Genomic DNA, 23,082 nt, shown 5'->3' on the forward strand with positions numbered 1-23,082 from the left:
CCACCCACACACCCCCCCCCCACCCCGCCCCCCACCCCCCCCCCCCAGCCCCACACCCAGCACACCACCCCCCGCACCCCCCCGACACACACCCCACCCCGTGTACTGCCGTACAGGCAGCTTAGAAATAAGAGACACTTAAGGCAATCTTACAAAAAAGGTGTACTGCCGCACAGGCAGCTTAGAAAAGGCTATACCGGGGGAGCATTTCGCGGCAACTGTGTACTGCCGCACAGGCAGCTTAGAAAAGTACGGCACGTCAAAGGCCCCATTTTGTTTAGTGTACTGCCGCACAGGCAGCTTAGAAAAGTAACGCCCCTCCATACAAACGAGACCACTTGTGTACTGCCGCACAGGCAGCTTAGAAAAGGCTATACCGGGGGAGCATTTCGCGGCAACTGTGTACTGCCGTACAGGCAGCTTAGAAAAATAGCCAGCGACGCAAAGACTTGGCAACATCGTGTACTGCCGTACAGGCAGCTTAGAAAAGCTAGCCCATGTATGTCGCAAGTCGTGGAATGTGTACTGCCGTACAGGCAGCTTAAAAAGTCAGCACTCTCATTTGCCGAGTCGTTCTCAGAACTGGCGACTTAAGTTGTATTGATGAGAATAATGAATGTATGTTTTATGAAGATGGAGAATTCTGTGGCATTCTAGAATACTATCGTTTAGATGTTTGTGTCTAAATTCCGCAAGATTCAGCTTGAAATTTAAAACAGAAGGAGTTGCAGGAAGAGATAGAAGGAATAAGAGCAAAATAGTTTTCAGATGTTAACTATAAATGGTTTGGATATATTTTCGATTCTAAGATATTGAATTATTTATTGCTGAAAATTATATAAAAACAGTCAATCTTCTAATAAATAGGAATGATGTATTACTCTTCTTTATGAACTAGACTCTAATTTGAATAAATTACAGTCGGATTATTTTTGCAGTAATTAAATATGTTGATTATAAAAAATATTATTTTTCTTAAGGAGGAAGTACATGAGTCAAAAAAATGATTTTAAGGCTTTTTCTATTAGCAATAATGCTAATGTAATTAGCCAAGAAAAATATGAAGAAAATCAGAATTTGCAGACTGGGTTTCCACAAGATGGTATTACCACTGATATGTTAAATAAGGCATTACGTCAGTCGTCCACGATATCCTCTGTAGTCGCTAATTTTATCGCCACACAATCTGGCAATGATGTTCTGGATGATGGGAATATAGAGAAACTCACCGCCCAATTAAATGGAGCGCTGGAACAAAAAGTGATAACAAAGGTTCCCGATGCCTCATTAACGCAGAAAGGTATTGTCCAGCTTACAAATATGATTGGCAATAGTGATACATTGGCGGTTACGCAAAAGCTTGCTCAGGAAATAATAAATTCATTACGTGAAGAGATTAATATACCTGTGGGTTCCCCCATTCCGTGGCCGTTACCTTATCCACCTATCAATTATCTTGTTTGTAACGGTGCATTTTTCAATAAATTGCAGTACCCAAAGTTAGCAGAAGCTTATCCTGACGGTAGATTGCCCGATTTAAGGGGAGAATTTATCCGTGGTTGGGACAGTGGTCGAAATGTTGATCCATTTCGTTCAATATTGTCGTGGCAGGAAGGGGCTTATTTGGTACAGAATGTTGATCGAGCTAGTAATTTTATTATTACTCCTTCGCGCAATGAGCGTACAAAATTGCAATGGGATACTCCTCGAAATAACAATATTTCGGTAAAAGCTGTATATTATCAAGCTCAGACAGACTGGACTGCGAATTCCGCATTTATCGGGGTATCAAGGCCCCGCAACATAGCCTTTAACTACATAGTGAGAGCAGCAGCATTCAGCATAACGACAGAACAAAAATACTCTTTAGAACATGAAACAGCCGTATTGGGTGAAGACGGATTAGCAATTCAACCTGGCTGGATAAAGGTTTATCACGCGAATCAAATAACAAGAGAATTTACTGACTCTGATGTTGAATATGTTATGCTCGGTGTCGGTTTGTCAGCGCATTCTTATTTAGATGCACCAAACTTTTGCGATTCTGATGATGTGGCTGTTTGTCGCAGTGAAGACGGTAAGCGTTGGGAAATAGTACCTGACTATCGCGGAAAAGTCGCTTATGACACGTTAACACGAACTCAACAGGAAATTACTGAATTGGGTGAATTACCTGAAACTCTGACCTTCAAGCAACCTGTCACCGATTTTGATAAATGGGATGGCACACAATGGGTCACTGATAATGTAGCCCTAAAAGCAAATCAGATTGAACAAGCGGAGCAGCGGCGTGTTGCGCTATTGCGACACGCGAATGAATCCATTGCATTACTGCAAGATGCTGCTGATTTAGATATCGCTACCGTAGCAGAGAAAGCCGCTCTGTTGGAATGGAAGAAATACAGGGTAATGCTCAGTAGAGTAAATATTTCACTGGCTCTCGATATTGAATGGCCAGAACAGCCGAGGTAAAAAGTATAGTGAAAGGATATAGTGGATAGTGATTTCCATCACGAGAAAAAGTTACCTTGCGGTTAATGCCGATCGTTTAAGGATCGGCATTAACCTTGCTGTGGCCTTTTGTTTTTATATTTTTCAAATAATTAAGGAGTAATTATGGGGTGGGAGCTTCATATAACAAGAGCTGAATGCTTTTCAATGAATGAAGATTGCCAAATTAGTAGCGATGAATGGCTCGCATTAGTGGCTGAAGATGACGAATTATTCATTGATGAAAGAAGTGGTCAGTTTCATGCTATATGGACAGGAAAAAGCGTCGATGAAGACCCTTGGCTGGCTTGGTCTGATGGGAACATACATACAAAACACCCCGATACAGCCCTATATTGTAAGATGCTACAGATAGCTGAAAAACTTAATGCAAAAGTTGTTGATGACGATGATCGTCTGTACTTACTTCCAACCGATTTGGAAAATCCGTCATGGGCTAAATCAAATCAACCTGAAATAAAAAAATCGTTCCTACAAAAGCTTATGGACTACATAAAAAGATAATAATTTTCTGCAAACTCTGCCAATATACCCTATGGATTTCAAGATGCATCGCGACGGCAAGGGAGCGAATCCCCGGGAGCATAGAGAACTATGTGACCGGGGTGAGCGAGTGCAGCCAACAAAGAGGCAACTTGAAAGATAACGGGTATAAACAGGTTTCACAGTAATGAAGCAATCATGACTTAACTTTTTTTATGTGAAAAATATTTTTCTGATGATGCTTCAAGAGGGGGATAGATTGTTTGAAATGGATGGTGTGTATTTATACAGTAATGCCAAAGCGCCGCCATTTTGCCGCCACTTTTCAATTTTCATCTCATCGCACAAAACAAAAAAGCCACCTTGCGGTGGCCTTTTCTTTTCCCTAACTCACTGTCTTATTAGCGAATTTTATTTGGTGCCCAGGGCGGGACTTGAACCCGCACAGCCTTACAGCCGAGGGATTTTAAATCCCTTGTGTCTACCGATTTCACCACCTGGGCTGAATCTGGAGGCGCGTCCCGGAGTCGAACCGAGGTTGACGGATTTGCAATCCGCTGCATGGCCACTCTGCCAACGCGCCTTTCTATATTCAGCTACTAACCCCATTCAGCTACTAGCTATTTTTCTTGCTAGTAACTTGGAGCGGGAAACGAGACTCGAACTCGCGACCCCAACCTTGGCAAGGTTGTGCTCTACCAACTGAGCTATTCCCGCACCGCTTTGAACTGGCTGATTTACTTATTTGTTTTCGTAAATCTCATGTGCCGTTCGATGCGTTGCATTCTACTTACTTCACGTATCGAGTCAACACAATTATTGTTACGCTGTGTTTGTTCGATGGTTTTTACGTCACTTCGATCAAGCTTCACGCAAATCAGACCAGGCCGCGTTTACATATTGAAACATTGACCAAAATGTCATCACTGTAGCAACATAAAGTAATATGAATCCACCCAATTCGAATTCAAAATTAGGTCGCCATAATAAAGCGACTAACGCCGCCATCTGCGCTGTCGTTTTTACCTTACCCATCCAGGAAACGGCAATACTACTGCGTTTGCCTAATTCAGCCATCCATTCCCTGAGAGAGGAGATGATAATTTCACGCGCTATCATGGTTGCTGCGGGGAGGGTTATCCACCACGTATGATAATGTTCGGAAACTAGAACTAATGCGGCAGCAACCATGATTTTGTCCGCGACAGGATCAAGAAATGCGCCAAAGCGAGTTGTCTGTTTCCAAAGGCGGGCGAGAAAACCGTCAAACCAGTCTGTCGCCGCAGCGACAACGAAAATTATGGCACAAACCATCGGCGCCCATGTAAATGGCAAATAGAATGCCAGGACAAAAAATGGGATCAGGATGATACGAAATAGAGTGAGCCATGTTGGTATATTTAATTGCATAGTGCTTCTTAACTATCTGGCTATAGTGGAATTTATAAGTATGGTGCATCAATGTACTTAGTGTTTCAATGCATTATAAATTTTTTCTGCTAATGCATAGGAAATAGTCGGTACTTTTGCGATCTCTTCGACACTTGCGTTGCGTAAAGGCTGCAAACCTCCCATGTATTTCAGTAACATTTGTCGGCGTTTTGGCCCAACTCCTTCAATAGATTCCAGCGTACTGGTGTTTCTAACTTTAGCTCTACGTTGGCGGTGCCCGGTTATTGCATGATTATGTGATTCGTCACGAATATGCTGAATCACATGCAGGGCCGGAGAGTCCGGCGGTAATGCGATACCTTTATCCTGTGTCGTGAAAAATAGTGTTTCAAGCCCGGCTTTGCGATCACTGCCTTTGGCGACGCCTATCAATTGAGGACGCGTTTTATCCCATTCAACATCAAGAGACTGAAAGACATCTATTGCCTGAGCTAGTTGTCCTTTACCGCCATCAATGAAAATAATGTCGGGAATTTTTGATTCATCTAATGCTTTCCCGTATCGACGGCGTAGTACTTGATTCATGGCGGCGTAATCATCACCGGGAGTAATACCATTGATATTATAGCGCCGATATTCAGAACGTAGTGGGCCATTGCTATCAAATACGACACAGGATGCAACAGTTTGTTCCCCCATCGTGTGACTAATATCAAAACATTCCATTCGCTGAATTTTTACTAACTTAACTAATTGAGCGAGAGAGTCTAATCTTTGGTGAATAGTTGATTGTTGCGATAAGCGGGTGGTTAGGGCGGTTGTTGCATTTGTGCGGGCAAGTTTCAGATAACGGGCCTTATCTCCGCGGGGGCGAGTTTGAATATGAATTTTTCGCCCGGATATTTCAGATAAAGAATCAGACAAAATGTCTTTCTCTGGCAAAGTAAAATCCAGCAAAATTTCTGAGGGCAAAGTCCGATTTTGGCTGCCCTGTAAATAAAATTGGCCAAGGAATGTTTGTACAATCTCATCAAGCTTTGTCCCAGTCGGGACTTTAGGATAGTAACTCCGGCTACCTAGTACTTTGCCCTGACGTATAAACAGTACGTGCAGACAAGCCATGCCCGCTTCAAAGGCAACACTGATAACATCTAGGTCATCGTCTGTTCCTGAAACAAATTGTCTTTCAGTGACTTGACGAACGGCCTGGATTTGATCACGGTATCTTGCTGCATCTTCAAATTTCAATTGTTGGCTGGCTTGTTCCATTCGGTTAATTAATCTGGTTAAAACTTGCTGATCTTTGCCTGAAAGGAACAGACGAATATAATCAACTTGTTGCTGATACTCTTCATCACTGACCAATCCCTCAACGCAAGGCCCAAGACAGCGGCCAATTTGATATTGCAGGCATGGCCGCGAGCGATTGCGGTAGACACTATCTTCACATTGTCGGATAGGAAAAAGTTTTTGCAGTAAGATTAATGATTCTCGTACCGCATGAGCGTTTGGAAATGGGCCGAAATATTCGCCTTTGAAATGTTTAGCTCCCCGATGCATTGCCAGTCGTGGGTGTTTATCTGCGCTGAGCAAAATATAAGGATAAGATTTATCATCTCGTAGTAAAACGTTATATCGGGGCTGATAGAGCTTAATATAATTATGCTCCAATAACAGTGCTTCTGTTTCAGTGTGCGTGACAGTAACATCTATTTGAACAATATGTTTAACCAGAGATTCGGTTTTACGACTGGCGACTTGTGCACGAAAGTAACTGGAAAGCCGTTTTTTTAAATCTTTGGCTTTACCGACATAAATAACCGTACCTGAGGCGTCATACATACGATAAACACCAGGCTGACTGGTTACTGCTTGTAAAAATGTTTTTGAATCAAATTGTTCCGTCACTATTTAATAGACTCTCTGTGTCGAATAGCCCATAACGTATTGCCATATGTGTTAATTCTACATCACCGCTGATATTTAGTTTACTAAACATTCGGTAGCGATAGCTATTGACGGTTTTTGGGCTAAGATTAAGTTGTTCGGAGATATCACTCACCTTTTGTCCTTTTGTGATCATCAACATAATCTGTAATTCACGATCAGATAGACAACTTAATGGATTGTCTTTCTGTGGACTAATCTGGCTAAGGGCCATCTGCTGAGCAATATCGGGAGCGATATAGCGCTGGCCGGCATTAACTGCGCGAATTGCATTAACCATGTCTTGAGCGGTAGAAGCTTTACTGAGATATCCTCTGGCGCCGGCTTGCATCACCTTTATTGGCAAAGGGTTTTCAGTATAGATAGTCAACATAATGACACGGACATCGGGACAATAACGCAGGATTCTTTTTGTTGCCTCCAGGCCGCCAATGCCTGGCATGTTCATATCCATTAACACGATATCTACTTTATTAGCCCGGCACCACTTTATCGCATCTTCACCACAATTGGCTTCTCCTGTTACTGTTATCCCTTTTACGTCATCAAGAATACGCTTTACACCAACTCTGATCAGCTCATGATCATCGACTAACAAAACATTTATCAAAAAAGTGTCTCCAACTGGCTCTATGCTCATACATGAGCTTCATTGATATTGCTTGTGTATTGAATTTGTTTCAGAAGAGTTAACTTCAATTGTCTATTTTTTGACTTTTAGTAAAGATTATATAAAACAATAGAATAGATAAATTATCCTAAAAGTTCATCAGTAATGTGAATATTATACTTATCTGTTTCAAAGACAAAAGAGAATTATTTTATACGATAGTAAGTATTATTTATTCGCAATAAGAACATTCTGTATATTCTGATTATGATGAAATTAATAACTAAATAAATATTTATAAAATAAATGGTCTTAACAATAATTTAACGTTTTTTTGTGTGGACCTATTTGTAAAATGTATAAAAATAGGGGATAAATCATGTGGTATAATTATTATTTTCATAACGTAATTAATACGTAAGCAGGTAACGACTATGAATAAAATCGATTTAATTTCTTCATCCGATACTGAAACCCTGGCAACAGAGGTGACATGTTTGAAAGTTCTGTTGGCTTCTATTCTTAAAACTATGGGGCAAGCGCATGCAGGAAAAGTGGTACTGAATTTGGAGCGTGTTATTGCAGAAATGGCAGATGAAAAACAGGCTAAGATATTTGAAAATACGGTTCAGCAAATAAAAACGTTATATCGGCAGTGAGGTAGGTCTCAGGGGTTAATGTTATTGCCCCTGTACATCCCGCTTTCGCCACGTGTTGAAATAACCAGCGTCTGTTTTCATAATATTTTTATTCGGAAAAATATATTATTATATGCATTAAATTAGTATAAGTGCATGAAACTAAAGATATAAGATAAATAAATTAAAAACGATATTAATTGTCTGGTTATAGAGGAAGGTGTGGGAAGGGGAATAATTTGTGAAAAATCCTTAAGTTATAATTATTATTTTATCGTTATATACAGAATGATATATTGAATAAAGGTATCAATTGACTTTTTCTTTTGCTAATAGGTAATGTAATCAGCATTGATGACAAACAGTAATAGATTTATTATTATGATCATGATTGGTTTTTTCTTTTATAAATGTTAATTCTATGTGAATGGTATTGGTAATATTTTTATATCGATATGAAATATAAGTGATTTTCTTGATTTTTATCATTGCATTTATGTAGTTGAATAACTCATAGTAATTAACAGGATATAGAGTATACTAAATGTAGTAGTCTGATTTGGTATGTAAATTTTGGTATGTAAATATAGGAGCGTGCGTATGTACAAAACTATTTTAGTACCGGTAGATATTTCAGAAGATGAACTAACGAGTAAAGCGGTTAAGCATGCACTGTCTTTAGCGAAAAAAACAGGTGCGAGGCTCCATATTCTTCATGTACTGCCAATTTCATCAGCGATTGTTAATGCATATTCTTTGGGATACGATGAAATTAAGGATAAAGCGACAATTAAAGCTGAAGATGATTTGAAAGCGCTGCTTGATACCATCGATTTTCCTGATGACAGGTTATCCTATTCCATTGCATTTGGGTCGCCAAGAGATGAAATAACAGCCGCAGCGACAGAAATTAATGCTGATCTTATTGTTATTGGCTCCAGAAGGCCCAAGATTACAACGCATTTACTAGGATCTAATGCATCAGGCGTTGTCAAATATTCGACAACATCTGTTTTGGTTATCAGGTGAGGTGAAATGTAATGGAAGAGATTGGCTAGCCATCTTCGGATGGCTTGCTTGATTTGCCACTTAGTTAACGCTGTGTCGCTCTATTTTTATTAAATTTACTCTGACTTCATTTTCATTGAGATTGCATAAGATTTCGTAGAGTTGTTGAGGATGCAATAATTATGGAAAAATTTACTGATAAACTGATTCGTTTGGACCATTTTTTATGGCGGGTGGTACGTTTTTACCTTATTGCTGCAACGTTTTTCTTTATTGGAATAATTCCGGGTGTCCTGGGGTTTTACCTGATAGAAGGGCATACGTTTTCTGAATCTTTGCTTAACGCTTTATCTATGCTGGGATCGCAGAGTTTAGATCCCGCTCCTGTTAGTTTATCCGGTAAATATTTTATTGCGATATATGGGGTATTTTTGGAAAGTGTGTTCTTTATTACTTTGGGGCTTGTTGTAACACCTTTCATTCATCGAATATTACATAAGTGGCATCTTGACTCTGAGTGATTAAAAATAGAGCTATGCCGTAATTTATTTGATTTAGTTAAACAACTCACAACAAATAATGGAATATTTTATATACTCATTGAAGTAGTTAGGTTTGGTATATAAATATAGGAGTGCGTATGTACAAAACGATTTTAGTACCGGTGGATATTTCAGAAGATGAGTTGACCGATAAAGCGATTGCACATGCAGAGTATTTAGCGAAATTATCTGATGCTAATATACATCTTTTCCATGCCGTTCCTGATATATCAAGATTTTCAATTAGTTATAGTTACCATTATGACTTGCTCAACTCTTTTGCCAAGAAATCTATTGCAAGATCAGAAGAGGAATTGGCAAAAGTGGCTGAGAAAATAGACTTGCCAAAAGAGCGAGTCTCTTTCTCCGTAGCCTTTGGATCACCGAGGGATAAAATATTATCGACAGCAGATGAGATTAAAGCGGATTTAATTGTTGTCGGTTCCCGACGGCCTAATATTTCCACCCATTTATTAGGTTCAAATGCTTCAGGAGTTGTCGGATATGCGAATATTTCAGTTTTGGTAGTCAGATGAATGATTTGTTCCGTAGTGAAAAGAACAGCTTTCATATAGTACTTATCGCTTAATAGATCTTGTACTATTCAATACTGATGTGATAATCCGATGCAGGTATTTTGCATCGGATTTTCCTATTTTTAAACAGGATATTGAACTTATTTTGGCGATAATTGATTTTAAGTTATCCATTTTTCACCGAAAAGTTGATCTGAACAGGATAGATGGTGCATTAAATCCCGGTTTAAAGTGAATATCAAGTAAAGATGCTACAAGAATCAGAGACTTATACGGTTATAGTAAAAATAAGCATGATTTTAATTTATTGGCTATAGTTAATTTCAGCAAGGTAACTCGTTTTGAATAACTGGATGAGGACAAAATATGTTAAGAAAATTAACAGCTGAATTGCTTGGAACTTTTGTTCTGGTTTTTGGGGGATGTGGTAGTGTTGTATTCTCTGCTGCATTTCCTGAATTAGGGATTGGTTTTGTCGGTGTATCTTTGGCATTTGGTTTAACAGTATTGACGATGATATATGCTGTTGGGCATATTTCTGGTGGGCATTTTAATCCCGCTGTAACAATTGGTCTTTGGGTTGGTGGTCGTTTCAGGGCAGTAGAAGTTATTCCTTATATTATTTCTCAAGTTATAGGTGGTATTCTTGCTGCGGCGGTACTGTATGTTATTGCCAGTGGGCAGGCGGGTTTTGATGCGACCGCGAGTGGTTTTGCATCGAATGGTTTTGGTGAGCATTCACCGGGTGGATTTTCACTTCAATCAGCTATTGTGGCTGAAATTGTTTTAACGGCTATTTTCTTAATTGTCATTATTGGTGTGACAGATAGACGAGCGCCTGCGGGTTTTGCACCATTAGCAATAGGTTTGGCGCTGGTTTTAATTAATTTGATTAGCATTCCTATTACCAACACATCAGTCAATCCGGCACGAAGCACGGCTGTTGCTATATTCCAGAATACCTGGGCTTTAGAGCAGTTATGGTTTTTCTGGGTGATGCCAATTATTGGCGGGATTGTTGGAGGGGGAATTTACAGGCTATTTTTCGCTGAAAAACAATAAGTTTTACTAGTGAGTTACCTTGCTTAAGGCCACGCTGTAGTGTGGTCTTTTTTGTCACTGTTATTTTTTCATCTGTTTTAATAAAGGTAGTAAACATTATCATGAAAATTTGCAGTGATAAATAGCAAAGATAAGAGATGACGAATGAAAATAATCTGTGTGTTTTATTGCAATATGTTGGGTGGTTTATTACTGCCAATTATACAAAAATAATTAACCCTATAAGTTATAAAATAAACCCTATTATTATTTTTCTGAACTAGACTATAATCAGCACCAATTGAGAGAGGCTATCTGTACGACTATTTAATATCTTGATTGCTGAATAATATTATTGAATTTAAGAGGGGTATATGAGCCAAAGAAATGATTTTAAAGCCTTTTCTATCAGTGATAATGCTAATGTAGTGAGTCAAGAGAAATATGAAGAAAGTCAGAGTTTACAGTCGGGATTTCCACCAGAGAATATTTCCACTCATGTATTAAATAAGGTATTGCGCCAATCTTCAACAATGTCATCTGTTGTGGCTAATTTTATTGCGACACAATCTGGTGAGGATGTCTTGGATAATGGAGATACAGCTAAACTTACTGCACAATTAAATAGAGCTTTAGACCAAAAATTAAACGTAGCCTTAGAACAAAAAATTTCAAATATTTCCAGCATACCCGTTGGTTCTCCTATTCCCTGGCCGTTGCCTAATCCACCTTTCGGTTATTTCACTTGTAATGGTTCTGCTTTTAACAAATCACAGTACCCAAAGTTAGCAGAAGCTTATCCTGACGGCAGATTGCCTGATTTAAGAGGCGAGTTTATTCGTGGCTGGGATGATGGGCGTGGTGTTGATAGCGGCCGTATTCTTTTAAGCGCACAAACTGACAACACAAAAAGAATACAACTTACGAAGGGACTCCCAGATGGACAATACCTTTCTAGCTATCAAGGTCCTGTAGATACATACCGGTACCCGCTGGGTCGTGATGTCCTTGACAGCGCCACTGCTACATCAATTGCCAACAATACAAGCGGTCATGAAACCCGCCCTCGCAATATCGCATTTAACTACATCGTAAAGGCAGAATAATAATGACACAAGAAAATATCTTAGATACTAAAACAGCTATATTAGGTGAAGACGGATTAGCGACCCAAGCTGGTTGGATAAAAGTTTACCATGCTAATCCCTATTCGAGAGAATTCTCTGGCTCTGATTTAGAATATGTTGCGGAAGGCGTAGGTTTGTCAGCGCATTCTTATTTAGACGCGCCGAATCTGCCCGATTCTGATGATATGGCTGTGCGTCGCAGTGAGGACGGAAGTTATTGGGAAATTGTTCCTGACCACCGTGGAAAAATAGCTTACAACACGCAAGTGGGGGCACAGGAAGAGGTGGCTGCGCTGGGTGAATTACCAGAAACATTAACATTCGAGCAACCGTCCACCGATTTTGATAAATGGGATGGTGAAAAATGGGTAACGGACTTTGAAGCTCAAAAAGTCAATCAAATTGAACAGGCAGAACAACAACGTGCTATTTTCCGTCGGCAAGCTGATGACGCTATCACTGTATTGCAATATGCGGTTGAAACTGAAATGGCATCGGAAGCGGAAAAAACTTTATTGCTAGATTGGAAAAAGTATTTGGTATTACTGCGTCGGATTGATGTTTCATTGGCGCCAGAGATTGATTGGCCTGAAAAGCCGCAAGAATAATACCATTAAAGTCTTATAATCCTCAGATATTGACAAAGTACTGGTTTTTTAATCAGTGCTTTGATTGGGAAAATTTGTATAAAAGTCCATATAAAAATGAACTCTGACTCGTAAAGTTGATTTAGCTATCGATTTTAAATTTGTTTTCTATATAAAGTGTAGGAAGATTGGAAAGAAAGTTTTTAGATATTGAATATAAGAGGTTTTAATATATTTTTTGATGGTGAATTTTTGGTTTTTTTATTTTTCTTCATTGTGAGGAAATAATTAATAATTTTATTTTTAATAATATTTTATTGTTTTTAAGAATTAGACTATAACTGATGTAAATTATGGAGAATTATTTCTAATAATTCGATTTATTGACTGTAAATGAATATTATTCAATTTGGGGAAGGTATATGAGTAAAAATGATTTTAAAGCTTTTGCTATTAGTAATAACGCTAATGTGGCCAGTCAACAAATCTATGAAGCATATCCAGATTTGCTGCGTGGGTTTCCAGACAGGCAGGTTATTGATAATTACATGTTGAATAAGATATTACGTCAAGCATCAACAATAACATCGGTTGTAGCTGATTTTATTGCGACACAATCTGGTGAGGATGTTTTAGATGATGGTAATGTAACTAAACTTACCGCACAGTTAAATAAAGCTTTAGAACAGAAAACTATAACAGGAATTCCCAATGCTTCATTGACACAAAAAGGTATTGTTCAACTTACTGATGCGATTGGCGATAGTGATACATTGGCAGTGACGCAGAAGTTGATTAAAGAAATAGTTAATTCATTACTTGGAAATATTAATGCCAGAGTACCTGATAACCGGAAAATAAACGATAAGGTGCTGACTGGAGATATCAATTTGACTGCGGCGGATGTGGGCGCAGTATCAACTAATGATGCAATGCATTCAATGGGTTTTGCTCGTTTGTATGGTTCGGAAAATCTATACGATGGTTGTGCCGGGTATGGACCCAACTCGCCATTCCTTACTAAATATGGATTGCCATCTGATTGGTATGGAGTTCAGTTAAGATTTAGTAATGTAAATGGCTTATCAAGTGAAGGAGTGGATGGTGTATGGAGTCACCGGTTAGTTTTTTCGCATGAAGGCAGTACATATCGTACAGATAGCATAAATAGCCATAGTAACAGACAAGTTACGCGTAAATTTTGGGACGATAAGAATGCTAAACCAGACGCTAACGGATATCTTAAAACAGCTTCCCCGGTAATAGAAATCTACCCTGATGGCACATTCTCGACTAATGAAGAATCAGAGGGTGCTGAAGTGATAAAAGAAGGGGCCGGCGTATATCGTATATTAAATATTTTGGGTTATAACGCTGATGGTGCTTGGGGGGTGCATGGGGGCATTTCCGTTCCCTGCGACAACAATAATCTCGAACTGATTTTTGTTGATGATCAGGTTCAACCTGACGGCTCTATTGTCATTAAGACTTTCCATCGCCAACATGCGCATTTACCTGAGAGATTCCAAAATTGGCGACTTAAATCTATAGATGACAATGGCAACGAGATCTTCTATCAAGATGGGGAATCCTGTGATATTCCCGATTCTTGCCGTTTAGATATTCGGGTCCAAATGCCAGAAGATTCACACTGGAACTTGAACCGAAAGAAATTACAGGAAGAAATGGAACAGGAAGAAATGTAAAGTACCAGCACTTCGGGCAATAAATTGTAGTAATACGGGGCCGTATATCGGCCCTGTATCTTATTTGAACTTCAATATCGGAAGCTGACGTTCAGAACTATTCTCTATTTTTTCATGCCAGCGGCGAGTGATATAACCGCCCGTTTTTAAAGCATATAATCTATGTATCGATCTCATAATCCCCAATTAATCATTCCGTAATCATGGGATAACTACCCTCTTGTGATATCTCAATCTGTTTATTGAGTAGTCTTTCTTTTTAAAAGAAGTGCTAAGAAGAAATGCAAAGAAACAATATTTGTCTTATAGGTCGATTATGAGGCAACATAAAAGTGTAGAATCAGAATGATATTTTTGCATAAGTAGGGTTTATCATTGAAACGTAAAGTTATTTTTTGGACAATTCATATTGGATGTTTCAGTTTAATTGCTCCTTTATCTTCTTTTGCCGCTCCGTCTACCTTTGAACAAGCTAAAGTTGAATTGCGTAAACGTATTTACCATGATCAATTTAAGTCAGAGACCGGGACATTTTATTGTGGTTGTCATTGGCAATGGACAGGTAAGAGCGGCGGACGTGCAATTCTCTCTTCGTGTGGTTATCAAGTCAGATCACAACAGAATCGTGCTGAACGAATTGAATGGGAACATATTGTTCCTGCCTGGGTTTTTGGTCATCAGCGGCAATGTTGGCAAAATGGAGGAAGGAAGAATTGTGTCGCTTCCGATCCTGTTTTCAGGGCGATGGAATCTGATATGCATAATTTGGCTCCATCAATTGGCGAGGTTAATGGCGATCGTAGTAATTTCAGTTATGGAATGTTACCGAAAAATATGCCGAATGATTATGGTCATTGTACCAGTAAAGTCGATTTTAAATCTCGCACGTTCGAGCCAAGAAATGAAGTAAAAGGGCAGGTCGCTCGGATCAATTTTTATATGCATGATCGTTACAATCTTTCCATGTCTCGTCAACAACAGCAATTATTTATCGCTTGGGATCGCCAATATCCACCGAGTAAATGGGAGCGGGAGAGAGATAACCGCATTGCTGGTATTATGGGGCATCATAATCCTTTTGTTACCGGTGAGCAGAAATGGCAATTGTGGCATAAAAACTCCGCCGCTGGCATTCCCAAAACTGAGCAGGGAAAAGGGCAGAGAAATAGTCAAGCAGATACCCAGAAAAAACGGGGGTTATCTGGAGCCTCTTCTACAGGATTAATTAAAGGGAATAACAACAGCAAAATCTATCATTTTTCTCATTGTTCAGGTTATAAGGTGATTCAGGAGAAGAACGCGGTCTATTTTAAAACAGAAGGTGAAGCAAAGAATGCGGGTTTTCGATTGGCTGGAAACTGTAAGGGTACTTAATAAAGCAGATAATTAACTGTTTTCTCTGTTGTCATCAATAATCATATTGTTGCCATCCGGTAGAGAAGAGCGCTTGCAGATAGTGACTTCTTTGCTGGATGGTAACTGAATGTATCAATACCATAATAGCTAAATGAATGATGGCTACTATGGTGTTAAGTCATTAGCTTATATTAATGAATACTTATCACTGTAAATATTAAGTCATATTATTCAATGAATTAAATTTATCGCAAAAATAAATAAACAATATTGTCGATTATTTTTAATCGAGAGTTTCTGGCTTGTTTGTCAAAACTTGGAAATTGTCATTATACTGTCATAATGATTCGTTAGTTTTCACTAAATAGAAATAATGGTGAGTAACGTTAATGATTGATATTCCGATGATATGCGAACCTGTGGGAATATCAAAGTCATTAATATCTGTGACGGTTCCACTACCGTTTTTCTATGGGGCTAAATAAGCGAAAAGGAGGCGCCTATCTATTTGAAATAACGTATACCCAATGGATTTCAAGATGCATCTTGAAAGATAACGGGTGTAGTGATTATATCGGTGATATGACACCGTATGGGTGAAAACAACGATAAGGTGATACTGCTATGAATAGACAGAAAGCAGTGATTAAATCACGTCGAGAGGCAAAGCGGATGATGAAAAGGGATTTGCGCCATCATCAATGTTATCAGGATGATAATGTGACCTCTCTGGTACAACTCGGTGGCGTAGAAGCCATTGGTATGGCACGTGATAACCGGGATACTTCGGAAATTTTGCCACGGACCGAAACGCAATGGCGTTATATGCGCGCAATAAATTATAAAAAGCTGATTATTGCGAGTGGGGAGGCGGGGTGTGGTAAAACGTTTATCAGTGCGGCAATGGCTGCGGATGCATTGATTAATAAGGAAATTGATAGGATCATCGTCACCCGTCCTGTATTACAGGCAGATGAGGATCTCGGTTTTTTGCCCGGGGATATGGCTGAAAAATTTGCCCCTTATTTCCGGCCGGTTTATGACGTTTTATTAAAACGCATGGGAGCATCATTTCTGCAATATTGCTTACGGCCTGAAATTGGCAAAGTGGAAATTGCGCCTTTTGCCTATATGCGAGGCAGAACATTTGAAAATGCATTTGTGATTCTGGATGAAGCTCAGAATGTAACGATTAATCAGATGAAAATGTTTCTGACCCGGCTTGGAGAAAATGTGACTGTGATTGTCAATGGTGATATAAGTCAATGTGATTTGCCGGTTGGCGTCGTATCAGGATTGCGTGATGCACTGGAAAGATTTTCAGATGATGAAATCGTCAGTGTTATCCATTTCAATCAAGAGGATTGCGTTCGTTCTCAACTGTGCCAGAAAACGTTATTGGCTTATTGTGAATAAATTGCGGAAATACGCCGTTGAGGGCTTTTGCGAAAGCGCCTCACGGCGTAATCCTTAGCATATTCGCTGATTATTCGGTAGATTTTAGATCTCTATTTTCATTGTTTGATTCTGGATAAACTTATTTGTAATTAATTATTATATTAAAAGCGTATTTAATCTGACAGACATCTATATAAATAACCGGTAACTGTCAGATCTGGTCTGAGCTAGTACATCTAATAGCTAACAGTCAATGATTTTTACAGAAGACTCTGATAACGCTACTTTATTTTCCAGTAATCAATAGAATCTCTATTTAAATCAATTCGTCCATCAGGATATTCAACCCATTCTCCCTTACCGTTAGTAATAGTAATTTTTGGCATTTTGGTTTCATCCAGCTTAGGTTTAAAGGTGATTTTCCACTCTGCTCCTGGAGTTAATTTCAGCCGAAAAGGAAATAAATCCACCTTACCCTGTAAGGAAATTCCGTTTGGATATCCCTCGACCATGTTTAAAACAGGATAAATAACCGGTCTGTAATCTATAGTATTCAATGCACGAGTTTCAGAGGCTTCAGAATAATTTGTTCGCGCTGCGTCATTGATAAAGGCTGCTAATCCTGCTCCTGAAGAGGGAACAGCATCTTTCATCAAGTGACTAACATCGGCATAACCCACTGCCACAAACGCTCGGTTGATTTTCCATTTACACCAACCTCCACCACTAAAAGGTAATTTTGTCTGAAAGTAACCGGTTTTTGGATCAGCCTTAACGTCCAGACTCAATCCGTTATAGGTTGGTACCTTATGAGGTGTCATAGTTGCACTAAACTCATACTCAAGACAATTTTTTGAGATATATTCTGCCGACACATACGGTTTTGTATATTTCGGTACGACACCTTCCACCGTAATCAACTGTTTCTTCTCGTCCGGTGAAAAAGGGAAAAGCCAGTCAAAAAAGGTGTCACCAAACGCCCAGTAAATAGAATAGAGAAATAATAAGGACAGCGTTATTTTCAATATTTTCATACGGATATTTCCTTCTTATCACAGTAATGCTGTAAGGCCAGTGTCCTTTGTTCTTCTTGCTGGCTAACGGTCAATGATTTTTACAGAAGACTCTCTGATAACGCTACTTTATTTTCCAGTAATCAATAGAATCTCTATTTAAATCAATTCTGCCATCAGGATATTCAACCCACTCCCCCCTTCCGTTAGTGACAGTAATTTTCGGCATTTTGGTTTCATCTAGCTTAGGCTTAAAGGTAATTTTCCACTCTGCTCCTGGAGTTAATTTCAGCCGAAAAGGAAACGAATCTACTACTCCCTGTAAGGATATATGTTTCGGAAATCCCTCCGTCAAATCTAAAACAGGGTAAATAACCGGCCTGTAATCTATAGTATTCAGTGCGCGAGTCTCAGAGGCTTCAGAGTAATTTTCTCGGTCAGCATCGTTGATAAAAGCGGTTAAACCTGTCCCCGAATAGGGTATAGCATCTTTCACCAAGTGACTGACATCGGTATAATTCGCCGATACATAAGCCCGCTCAATCTTCCATTTACACCAACCTCCACCACTAAAAGGCAATTTTGTCTGAAAATAACCTGTTTGGGGATCAGAGGTTACCTCTTGGTAAAGCACATTGTAGGTTGGTACCTTATGAGGTGTCATCGTCGCACTAAATTCATATTCAAGACAAGATTTTGAGATATATCTTGCTGCTACATACGGCTCGGTGTATTTCGGCATGACGCCTTCCACTGTGATCCACGGCCCCTTTCCCTTAGATGAAAAGGGAAATAGCCAGTTAAAAAAGGTATCTCCCATCGACCAGTAAATAAAAGACAGCAGTAATAATGACAGTGTGATTTTTAATATCCTCATGCTGAAAGTTCCTTACCATCGCAGTAGTACTGTAAAGCCAGTTTCCCTTTTTCTTCTTGCTGACTGACGGTCAATGATTTTTATAGAAGACTCTGATAACGTTACTTTATTTTCCAGTAGTCTATTGTTTGGCGATTAAGGTCAATTCGTCCATCAGGATATTCAACCCATTCTCCCTTACCGTTAGTAATAGTAATTTTGGGCATTTTGGTTTCATCCAGCTTAGGTTTAAAGGTGATTTTCCATTCCGCTCCTGGAATTAATTTCAGCCGAAAAGGAAATAAATCCACCTCACCCTGTAAGGAAATTCCGTCTGGATATCCCTCGAACATGTTTAAAACAGGATAAATAACCGGTCTGTAATCTATAGTATTCAATGCACGAGTTTCAGAGGCTTCAGAATAATTTGTTCGCGCTGCGTCATTGATAAAGGCTGCTAATCCTGTTCCTGAAGAGGGAACAGCATCTTTCACCAAGTGACTAACATCGGCATAACCCACTGCCACAGAGGCCCGATTAATTTTCCATTTACACCAGCCCCCACCATTAAAAGGTAACTTCACCTGAAAGTAACCGGTTTGTGAATCTGATTTCACATCTAGACGCAATCTATAATAAGTCGGCACTTTAAAAGGTGACATACCTGCATCAAACTGATATTTAAGACAGTTTTTTGATATATACTGTGCGGATACATAGGGTTTTGTGTATTTCGGCGCTATGCCTTCCACAGTAATTAACGGCTCCTTTCCGGCAGATGAAAAAGGAAAAAGCCAGTTAAAAAAGGTATCGCCAAATGCCCAGTAAATAAAATAGAGAAATAATAAGGACAGCGTTACTTTAAATATTTTCATACAGACAGTTCCTTCTTATCACAGTAATGTTGTAAGGCCAGTGTTCCTTGTTCTTCTTGCTGGCTTACAATCAGTGATTTTATTAACTGCTTATCCATATCCAGAAAATAGAGATTTCGGTAGTAAACATTGTCAGGGATAAGCATCTTATAACTATCCATTTTCGCCTTAAATTGACGTTGACTGTCCTGATAGGCCGTAATCTTATCCGGTTCACATAACTCTCTGAGGCGCTGGTCAATATACCCCGCATATTTATATGAGCTATGGTTAGAAAAACCGAATCCGCCTTTCAAATCAGCACTTCTGTTTTCAACAAACAGTTTGTCTTTTTCTTGTTGGCTGAGCTGATTAAACAACGCATTTTGCTGCTCGCCGGCCAGAGAAAAATCCTTTTTTGTTTCCTGGTTCAATTCAGGAATTAAATAGAGCTTTGTAGTATTGCTCAATATTTCTTCGGCAATACCCGTTATAAGAGAGATATTCCGGGCGGAAATCAGCCATTCTGGGCAACTGTTGGCTTGAAAAAAATGAACCACTTTACCATGATGCAGATAAATTTCTTTACTGGCTGTCGCCTGCTTAATTGCCTGAATAATCGGTGAGGGTGACAATAATTTCATGATTTCCCAGTCATACCCCGCCAGCGTCCAGTAATTGAAAAAACCATTATCCATATCCTGCTCAAATGGTACAGAAGGAATTACATCATCTTCATTAACATGGCGATAGTGGATAATGGAGGACAATTCCTCTACTGCACTACGAGTTAATGTTCGCGGCATCCCGTAACTGTAGAGACAAGGATTGTGTTCTTTTAGTTGTGCGCTGTGCAATAATGCCAACGCACCTCCCAAACTATGGCCACAAATAAATAATCGCTTGTTTGTAACCAAACCGGCGATATTTCGAAACACTGTTTTAGTTTCAGTTTCATCACTGGGAACTTTTAACTTCCCAACCAGACTGAATGCCTCCCAAAACCCTTTATGCACTTTGCCATGATGAATAAACTCGCTGCACAACGCTTTGTCATCATCGCAGCTTAAAGCCAATGGCTGGAAGGTGGCATCAGTCAGGTAATTCTCCAGGCTAGCCGTTCCCCGCCAACTCACAATCACATCTTTCTTACTGGCAACATAAAACAGTTTGGTATCACTCTGCTTGTTGTCCCCCGCTTGTGAATCAATAAACTCCACCCGGGTATAACGTTCACTAAATGGCACATCGTAAACTACAGGCGTCGCCGATGCCTTTTCCATCTGATAAGGCAGCTTCGAGACATCCACCATTTGCCGGTTAAAAAAATGAAGTACAGAGCCTTCAACATCAACATCCCCGTCAGCATAGGCCAGCACGCTCATCAAACACTGATTATAGGCATTAACAATGGAATACTCTTTCTGATGATGCAGTTGCAAAACCCATGCGCGAAAAGGACATACTTCCAGTACATACCGTCGATTTACCGGATAAACCTCATAGCCTTTTGGTTCCGGGTCTGGGAAATGATAGGGAGGTGGAATTTTTTTGGGATCATTCCAATCATTTAGCGCCGGCAACCCATCACTGATCTGCCCGATAGTCACATAGCGATATTGATGACCTTCCGCTTCTGCTTTTGGCTTCACTACTGAAAATTCCTCTCCCCGTTTTTCCCGCAACGAACGTTGTTCCATTTCATCGGCCAGCGGTTGGGCGCCGATATACAGGGTTACCGGATGGGGCGGCATATCTTCTTCCCTTAATAATCCATTGCCATCGGTAACCCCTTTACGTCCTAGCCGAGGATTTCCTCGGATTTTCAAACGATAAGGCATATTGACCAAGGGTTTTCCCTGTTCATCCACCAACTGAAATTCCAACCAGTTTTTCAGCATGTTTTTACAGTCGAGACAATCGAGAGGGCTTAATTTGCTCATTGATACTCTTTCCTTACTATTAACGTTATATAGGCACGAGTCCGCATGTCATGGGTTGAAAGTCTCATAAGACTTCCCCGTCCGGCTATCAATCACCTTTATCATCATGCTGATGAAATCAGCATAAATATCCCGTTTGGATAGCAGTAATTGATTTCGTCGCCAAAGAAATAAGAGAGTCAAAACCCTATTACCACAGATAAGAAACACCGCTTATGCCGTGAGTAAATAGTGAGTTGAACGACAGGAATACAAAAATGTATCCCATCGATTAATCCCTTTGAACAAAGGGAACAGGAGTTGGAATTTCCTTCATACTGTCCATATGATGGAACTTAAATTATGATTATTAAATCATCAGTAAATAGCAAGGAAAATTTTCATTTTTTTAATTTACGAAAAAATAATTTGTAAGAAAGTGTTACAAATTCAATAGAGATTGAGTTATCGTCAATCTCATTTCTTCGATTTTAAAAACCTCGTTTTAAGTGATCTTGCTGATAATATCAGTATCGCTGATTCCCTCATCCTCTGATTTCAATAGGAGAGGGGATCAAGCGAGTATAAATATGTAAGGCTGTTAATCGTCGCTATCCATCACTTCATGGCGCAGGACATGATAACCTTCCTCATCAAAGCCGTGCCTCCAGTAGGGAATAGCATATAGCTGGTGACGTTCATAGCCTTTTTCTCGGCGAATATAGCGACGAAGTTCTTTTACCAACTTATCTTCACCGGCAAGCCAGAAAGTGACGTCTTCTGTTGGTAATGACCAGGATTTGAATTCAGATACGATTGTGTCAGTTATTTCAACATCACCGGTGATCCAATGAATCGCTATTCCAGCCGGTTTTTTTAATTCCTGAATATCTTGCTCACTGTCGATACGAATAATCACTTGTCCAGTCGCATCTGGTTTTACTGTTTCCAGTAACGCGGCAATAGCCGGTAAGGAACTTGAATCACCGGCCATATAATAATGGCTGACTTTTGGCAATAATGGATCTGGGCCGCCGGGGTTAGTGATGCCGATCCAATCACCAATTTGGGCTCGGTAAGCAAATTCCACTGCCGGGCCGCCGTTGTGGTGTAGTGCAAACTCAATATCGATCTCTTTTTGTTCGGTGCGGATGGCCCGAACCGAGTAAGTGCGAGTCATTGGACGCAGTTCACTCGGCGGCCATATTGGGCCTTCTGGAGATAAAGTAGGTAATACGGGTTTGGTCTGCCCCGGAAGCGGTAAGAATATCTTTAGGTGCCCGCCTTCACATTCAGTAGGATAACTATCCAGACACTCGCTGGTGAAAGTAATGCTGCGCATATTAGGTGTCACGTCGAAAATGTTTTTTACCTGAACAAGCCTTGGCGGCGCAGGGCGGTAAATATTTTTTTCTTCAATTATTCTATTAGTCACGTAAAATTCCTCTGGAAAATTTACCGAAGGTTATTATCTGATAAAACCAAATTTAGTGTAACAGCAATGAACGCAAATGCTAATTATTATCATTCAACAAATTGCATTGCTGCCGATAAT

The 23,082-nt window shown here is 39.7% G+C and carries 20 protein-coding genes, 3 tRNA genes, 1 pseudogene and 1 CRISPR repeat array; of the genes and pseudogenes, 13 read left to right on the forward strand and 11 right to left on the reverse strand.

The annotated features are described in order from the left end of the window. Positions 1 to 100: 100 nt before the first annotated feature. A CRISPR array of direct repeats spans positions 101 to 550; the repeat unit is 30 nt; unit sequence GTGTACTGCCGCACAGGCAGCTTAGAAAAG. A 440-nt stretch (positions 551 to 990) separates the two neighbouring features. The 3 genes and pseudogenes from V2H77_RS06430 to V2H77_RS06440 all read left to right on the forward strand — a co-directional run. Next, positions 991 to 1,620: pseudogene (locus tag V2H77_RS06430) on the forward strand (tail fiber protein); the annotation flags it as partial. 222 nt (positions 1,621 to 1,842) lie between these two features. Next, entirely contained in the window at positions 1,843 to 2,472 is a 630-nt protein-coding gene (locus V2H77_RS06435) for a tail fiber assembly protein (RefSeq protein ID WP_341498180.1), read from the forward strand. Between the two features lie 144 nt (positions 2,473 to 2,616). Further along, positions 2,617 to 3,015, forward strand: a complete 399-nt coding sequence (locus tag V2H77_RS06440; RefSeq protein WP_341498157.1) for a hypothetical protein — start codon at positions 2,617 to 2,619, stop codon at positions 3,013 to 3,015. Between the two features lie 395 nt (positions 3,016 to 3,410). On the opposite strand, the gene V2H77_RS06445 is transcribed toward V2H77_RS06440, so the two are convergent. From V2H77_RS06445 to uvrY, 6 genes are all read right to left on the reverse strand, one after another. Beyond that, positions 3,411 to 3,497: transfer RNA gene (locus V2H77_RS06445), tRNA-Leu, on the reverse strand. Positions 3,498 to 3,503: 6 nt separating this feature from the next. Next, a tRNA-Cys gene (locus tag V2H77_RS06450) sits at positions 3,504 to 3,577 on the reverse strand. A gap of 58 nt (positions 3,578 to 3,635) precedes the next feature. After that, a tRNA-Gly gene (locus V2H77_RS06455) sits at positions 3,636 to 3,711 on the reverse strand. A 144-nt stretch (positions 3,712 to 3,855) separates the two neighbouring features. Further along, positions 3,856 to 4,404 carry a CDP-diacylglycerol--glycerol-3-phosphate 3-phosphatidyltransferase gene (pgsA, locus tag V2H77_RS06460; RefSeq protein WP_341498158.1) on the reverse strand — a complete coding sequence of 183 codons (549 nt, stop codon included), beginning with the start codon at positions 4,402 to 4,404 and terminating at the stop codon, positions 3,856 to 3,858. A gap of 57 nt (positions 4,405 to 4,461) precedes the next feature. Continuing rightward, positions 4,462 to 6,294 (reverse strand): excinuclease ABC subunit UvrC, encoded by a 1,833-nt coding sequence (gene uvrC, locus V2H77_RS06465; protein WP_341498159.1) that lies wholly within the window; start codon positions 6,292 to 6,294, stop codon positions 4,462 to 4,464. Beyond that, a complete protein-coding gene (gene uvrY, locus V2H77_RS06470) occupies positions 6,278 to 6,943 on the reverse strand; it encodes a UvrY/SirA/GacA family response regulator transcription factor (protein ID WP_341498181.1) in 666 nt (221 codons plus the stop codon). The genes uvrC and uvrY overlap by 17 nt, the downstream gene beginning before the upstream one ends. A gap of 434 nt (positions 6,944 to 7,377) precedes the next feature. On the opposite strand from uvrY, the gene V2H77_RS06475 reads away from it, so the two are divergent. The 10 genes from V2H77_RS06475 to phoH all read left to right on the forward strand — a co-directional run bounded on the left by V2H77_RS06475 (position 7,378) and on the right by phoH (position 16,900). Then, the gene (locus tag V2H77_RS06475) at positions 7,378 to 7,602 is read left to right on the forward strand and encodes a DUF2594 family protein (RefSeq protein ID WP_341498160.1); all 225 of its coding nucleotides are present in this window, start codon (positions 7,378 to 7,380) and stop codon (positions 7,600 to 7,602) included. A 579-nt stretch (positions 7,603 to 8,181) separates the two neighbouring features. Continuing rightward, on the forward strand, positions 8,182 to 8,610 hold the full coding sequence (locus tag V2H77_RS06480; protein WP_341498161.1) for a universal stress protein: 429 nt from the start codon (positions 8,182 to 8,184) through the stop codon (positions 8,608 to 8,610). 161 nt (positions 8,611 to 8,771) lie between these two features. After that, positions 8,772 to 9,110 carry a hypothetical protein gene (locus V2H77_RS06485; RefSeq protein ID WP_341498163.1) on the forward strand — a complete coding sequence of 113 codons (339 nt, stop codon included), beginning with the start codon at positions 8,772 to 8,774 and terminating at the stop codon, positions 9,108 to 9,110. Between the two features lie 119 nt (positions 9,111 to 9,229). Beyond that, positions 9,230 to 9,667 (forward strand): universal stress protein, encoded by a 438-nt coding sequence (locus tag V2H77_RS06490; protein ID WP_341498164.1) that lies wholly within the window; start codon positions 9,230 to 9,232, stop codon positions 9,665 to 9,667. 366 nt (positions 9,668 to 10,033) lie between these two features. Beyond that, a complete protein-coding gene (aqpZ, locus tag V2H77_RS06495) occupies positions 10,034 to 10,729 on the forward strand; it encodes an aquaporin Z (protein ID WP_341498165.1) in 696 nt (231 codons plus the stop codon). Positions 10,730 to 11,082: 353 nt separating this feature from the next. Continuing rightward, the gene (locus V2H77_RS06500) at positions 11,083 to 11,814 is read left to right on the forward strand and encodes a tail fiber protein (protein ID WP_341498166.1); all 732 of its coding nucleotides are present in this window, start codon (positions 11,083 to 11,085) and stop codon (positions 11,812 to 11,814) included. Positions 11,815 to 11,816: 2 nt separating this feature from the next. Then, positions 11,817 to 12,443, forward strand: a complete 627-nt coding sequence (locus V2H77_RS06505; protein WP_341498167.1) for a tail fiber assembly protein — start codon at positions 11,817 to 11,819, stop codon at positions 12,441 to 12,443. A gap of 401 nt (positions 12,444 to 12,844) precedes the next feature. Continuing rightward, positions 12,845 to 14,128: a phage tail protein gene (locus V2H77_RS06510; RefSeq protein WP_341498168.1), complete on the forward strand. Its 1,284-nt coding sequence runs from the start codon at positions 12,845 to 12,847 to the stop codon at positions 14,126 to 14,128. A gap of 390 nt (positions 14,129 to 14,518) precedes the next feature. Further along, a complete protein-coding gene (locus V2H77_RS06515) occupies positions 14,519 to 15,502 on the forward strand; it encodes an endonuclease (protein ID WP_445935466.1) in 984 nt (327 codons plus the stop codon). Between the two features lie 606 nt (positions 15,503 to 16,108). Continuing rightward, positions 16,109 to 16,900 (forward strand): phosphate starvation-inducible protein PhoH, encoded by a 792-nt coding sequence (gene phoH, locus V2H77_RS06520; protein ID WP_341498170.1) that lies wholly within the window; start codon positions 16,109 to 16,111, stop codon positions 16,898 to 16,900. 263 nt (positions 16,901 to 17,163) lie between these two features. On the opposite strand, the gene V2H77_RS06525 is transcribed toward phoH, so the two are convergent. The 5 genes from V2H77_RS06525 to V2H77_RS06545 all read right to left on the reverse strand — a co-directional run bounded on the left by V2H77_RS06525 (position 17,164) and on the right by V2H77_RS06545 (position 22,962). Beyond that, the gene (locus V2H77_RS06525; protein ID WP_341498171.1) at positions 17,164 to 17,916 is read right to left on the reverse strand and encodes a hypothetical protein; all 753 of its coding nucleotides are present in this window, start codon (positions 17,914 to 17,916) and stop codon (positions 17,164 to 17,166) included. 103 nt (positions 17,917 to 18,019) lie between these two features. Beyond that, positions 18,020 to 18,772: a hypothetical protein gene (locus V2H77_RS06530; RefSeq protein WP_341498172.1), complete on the reverse strand. Its 753-nt coding sequence runs from the start codon at positions 18,770 to 18,772 to the stop codon at positions 18,020 to 18,022. Positions 18,773 to 18,873: 101 nt separating this feature from the next. Beyond that, the gene (locus V2H77_RS06535) at positions 18,874 to 19,626 is read right to left on the reverse strand and encodes a hypothetical protein (RefSeq protein WP_049581850.1); all 753 of its coding nucleotides are present in this window, start codon (positions 19,624 to 19,626) and stop codon (positions 18,874 to 18,876) included. Further along, on the reverse strand, positions 19,623 to 21,548 hold the full coding sequence (locus V2H77_RS06540) for a lipase family protein (RefSeq protein WP_341498173.1): 1,926 nt from the start codon (positions 21,546 to 21,548) through the stop codon (positions 19,623 to 19,625). The genes V2H77_RS06535 and V2H77_RS06540 overlap by 4 nt, the downstream gene beginning before the upstream one ends. A 580-nt stretch (positions 21,549 to 22,128) precedes the next feature. Continuing rightward, a complete protein-coding gene (locus V2H77_RS06545) occupies positions 22,129 to 22,962 on the reverse strand; it encodes a siderophore-interacting protein (protein WP_341498174.1) in 834 nt (277 codons plus the stop codon). Between the last annotated feature and the right edge of the window lie 120 nt (positions 22,963 to 23,082).

Source organism: Photorhabdus sp. P32 (assembly GCF_038085095.1).
Taxonomy (GTDB): Bacteria; Pseudomonadota; Gammaproteobacteria; order Enterobacterales; family Enterobacteriaceae; genus Photorhabdus; species Photorhabdus luminescens.